Here is a 3,668-nt window from a genome sequence, read left to right on the forward strand (position 1 = left end):
ATGATGACGACGGGGGTGTGCGCCCAGTAGGCGGCGGCGATGGCCGTCACGCAATTGCTGATGCCGGGGCCGTTCTGGCCGATGACCACGCCATGGCGGCCCGAAACGCGGGCATAGCCGTCGGCCATGTGGCCGGCGCCCTGCTCGTGCACGACGGGTATCAAGCGGATGCCGGCCGGGGCAAAAATGTCCATCGGGTCCATGAAGGCCGAGCCCATGATGCCGAACATGTCGGTCACGCCATTGGCGGCCAGGGTTTCCACGAACGCTTCGGAAGGCGTCATCTTTTGCGGGCCTACCGGGGTTGCTGCGGTGGTCGCGGCGGCGGCGGCTTTTTGGTCGGACAAATCGGTCATGGCTCAGTCTCCTTACAGTTTTATGAAAAATCGGTATATTTTGTTCCGATATTTGAAATACGTATTCAATTTAACGCTTACGAAATGCACTGTCAATGAAAATTCATGAAAAATCGGACTGTTTCATTCCTGAATCCGGAATCCGTGACTTGGACTCACTCCTGAAACAACAATGGCGGCTTATCTGCAACAGACAAGCCGCCATCGCTTTGTGCAACGCCGTGCTTAGAACTTCAGGCGCATGCCGGCCGTGAAGGCGCTCGAGTGATGGCCCGGCAAGGGCACGCTGCCGCCGCTGGAAGCGTCGCCGACAAAGTTGCTACCCGCGCCATCGTTGTTGATGCGCCCGTACGAGGTGTACAGATTCGTGCGCTTGGACAAGGCATAGGTGTAGCCGATGGCCAGCTGGCGCCCGCCGCGGCGCGCATTCGTGCGGTCATCCTTCTTGATGTAGGACGCCATCACGCTGCCCGCCGCGCCCACGGGGGCCGACACGCCCAGCATGACGTCGCGGAAATCCGTGCCCGCATCATCCTTGTCCGTTTCATACGCGGCGTGCAGCTTGGCGGGGCCGAAGTCGTAGGTGCCGCCCAGCAAGGTGACTTTCGCCGTATTCAGCGGCGTATCCTTGCGGTTGTCGTGGGCCAGCGTCAGCACCAGCGGGCCGTTGGCGTAATCGATGGAAAAATCGATGGTGCGGCCCAGGGTGTTGCTGTCCGGCTTTTCACCAAGGCCAACCATCACGGCGGCCGACAGGCCGTTCACTTTGGGCGTTTCATACATGATGGCGTTTTTCGTGCGCAGGCTGGCCACGCTCATCAGGTTGATCGAGGCACCCGTCATGCCCGTCTCGAAGGGGTCGATATTGTCCAGCGCGGTAAACAGCGGGTTATGCTGCAAGCCCAGGTTCACGGCACCAAAGCCGCCCGACAGGCCCACGTAGGCCTTGCGCCCGAACAGGGCGCCCTGGCGGTTGGCGCCCGTGTCCACGTCGAGGCCGTTTTCCAGCAAGAAATTGGCCTTCAGATTGTTGCCCAGGTCTTCCGTGCCCTTGAAGCCGATGCGGCTGCCCGACTGCACGCCGGTGGCCAGTTTGGTGACGGAACCGTCCGCACCGCCGTGTTCCGACGTCAGGCCAGCGTCGAGCAAGCCGTACACGGTGACGGACGATTGGGCGCTGGCGCTGCCGGCGAAGAAGGAGGCCAGGACGGCTGCCGCTACGAGTGTGTGTTTCATGTCATCTCCAGGTATTGTGATTTTTATGGGTGCGTTCTTGAAGCAAAAATCAACAGAAATCAACAACGGTGCTGCACATTGCACGACATGCGGCGGCTCAGGCGATCAGCCCGGCCATCGGCGACGAGGGTGAAGCGCTCATGGCGTTCGCTCTCCGGGGCATGCGTCCGGCCAGGTAAGCCTCGCGTCCGCCCTGCACTGCCAGTTTCATGGCGCGCGCCATGCGTATCGGTTCGCGCGCCGCCGCGATGGCGGTATTCATCAGGATGCCGTCGCAACCGAGTTCCATGGCGATGGCCGCGTCCGACGCCGTGCCGACACCGGCATCGACCAGCACGGGTACCGTGGCTTGCTCGATGATCAAGGACAGATTCCACGGGTTCAGAATGCCCATGCCCGAGCCGATCAGGGATGCCAGCGGCATGACGGCGATGCAGCCAAGGTCTTCCAGCATGCGCGCCTGGATGGGGTCATCGCTGCAATACACCATCACCTGGAAGCCGTCGCGCACCAGCTCCGCGGCCGCTTTCAGGGTTTCCGGCATGTTAGGGAACAGGGTCTTTTCATCACCGAGCACTTCCAGCTTGCACAGCTGGTGGCCGCCCAGAAGCTCGCGCGCCAGTTGCAGGGTGTAGACGGCATCGCGCGCGTTGTAGCAGCCGCCCGTGTTGGGCAAGATCGTATATTTCGATGGGGGAATGAAGTCGAGCAGATTCGGCTCGCCCCTCTCCTGCCCGATATTCACGCGCCGGATCGTGACCGTGACGATCTCGGCACCGCTCTCTTCGATGGCCAAACGCGTTTCCTCGAAATCCTTGTACTTGCCCGTGCCCACCAGCAGGCGCGATGCATACGTGGTGCCGGCCAGGGTCAGGCCGGTCGGTGCTTGGCTGGGGGTGGCGTCGTCTCTCATCGTGATCTCCAAAGTTAAAGCTGGGGTCAGACCCGGCGGGTCTGACCCCGGAATTCATCTACCGCAGACTGCGACGCCAAGCGATCCCCGCAAAACACAAAATCGACCTCGGGCCGCCGTCCCGACACGAGGTCGGCCAGTGCCCTGCCAGCGCCACAGCCCATGGTCCAGCCCAGGGTGCCGTGGCCCGTGTTGAGGAAGAGCTGGCGGTAGCGTGTCGCGCCGATATACGGCACGTTCGACGGCGTGAGCGGGCGCAAGCCAGCCCAGTAGACGGGGTCGCTGTAATCGCAGGCGTGCGGGAACAGCGCTTGCACGCGGCGCGTGATGGCGGCGCAGCGCACGGGATTGAGTTCGCGCGTGTAGCCGTTCAGCTCGCACGTGCCCGCCACGCGCAGGCGCTGGCCCAGGCGTGAAAACACCAGCTTGTGGCCGTCATCCGTCAGCGAGACGGAAGGCGCGCTAACGGGATCGATGATCGGATAGGTGGCCGAGTATCCCTTGCCCGGATACAGCATCAAGCGGATGCCCAGCGGCTGCAGCAGGGGTGCGGAAAAGCTGCCCATGGCCACCACCACGACGTCGGCGTGCTCCAGGCGGTGGCGCCCTTGCGCGTCGATGCATTCCACGCCCGTGACTCTTTCACCATCTGCCAGCAGGCGCGTCACCGTCGTACCGTACTGGAAATCCACGCCGGCAGCGGACGCGCGTGCGGCCAAGGCCGTGGTAAACAAATGCACGTCGCCCGATTCATCGCTGGCCGTAAAATCGCCGCCGACGATGTGGCTGCGCGCGTGGCGCAGGGCCGGTTCCAATCGGATTACTTCATCGGCGCTGACGGTGTTGCGCGGGCAGCCCAGTTCGCGCAAGAGCGCGGCACCTGCTTGCGACTTATCAAACTCCTGCTGGTCCGTATAGAAATGCAAGATGCCCCGCTCCAGGTGCTCGTAGGGTATGCCCGTCTCGCGGCGCAAGGCTTGCAGGCTCTGGCGGCTGTACTCGGCCAGGGCGACGATCTGGCGCATATTGCGCGACACCCTGGCCGGCAAACACTCGCGCAGGTAATGCAGCGCCCACTGCCATTGCAGCAGGTCCAGGCGGGGGCGGAACAGCAGCGGCGCATCATCCTTGCCCAGCCACGTGAGCACCTTGCGCAGGGTGGC

General features: G+C 63.0%; 3 protein-coding genes and 1 pseudogene. All 4 read right to left on the reverse strand.

Annotation, left to right across the window (positions count from 1 at the left end):
• On the reverse strand, nt 1-356 hold a 356-nt coding region (locus K0F85_RS12035; protein WP_374198684.1), incomplete at its 3' end, for a thiamine pyrophosphate-binding protein.
• Between the two features lie 225 nt (nt 357-581).
• Nucleotides 582-1,592, reverse strand: coding sequence for a porin (locus K0F85_RS12040; protein WP_219116254.1), 1,011 nt, complete (start codon nt 1,590-1,592; stop codon nt 582-584).
• A 97-nt stretch (nt 1,593-1,689) separates the two neighbouring features.
• Complete coding sequence (locus tag K0F85_RS12045; protein WP_219116255.1) at nt 1,690-2,505, reverse strand: thiazole synthase; 816 nt, start codon at nt 2,503-2,505, stop codon at nt 1,690-1,692.
• A 26-nt stretch (nt 2,506-2,531) separates the two neighbouring features.
• Nucleotides 2,532-3,668, reverse strand: a pseudogene (locus K0F85_RS12050) (D-amino acid dehydrogenase); the annotation flags it as partial.

This window comes from Janthinobacterium sp. UMAB-56, assembly GCF_900095265.1.
Taxonomy (GTDB): domain Bacteria; phylum Pseudomonadota; class Gammaproteobacteria; order Burkholderiales; family Burkholderiaceae_D; genus Janthinobacterium.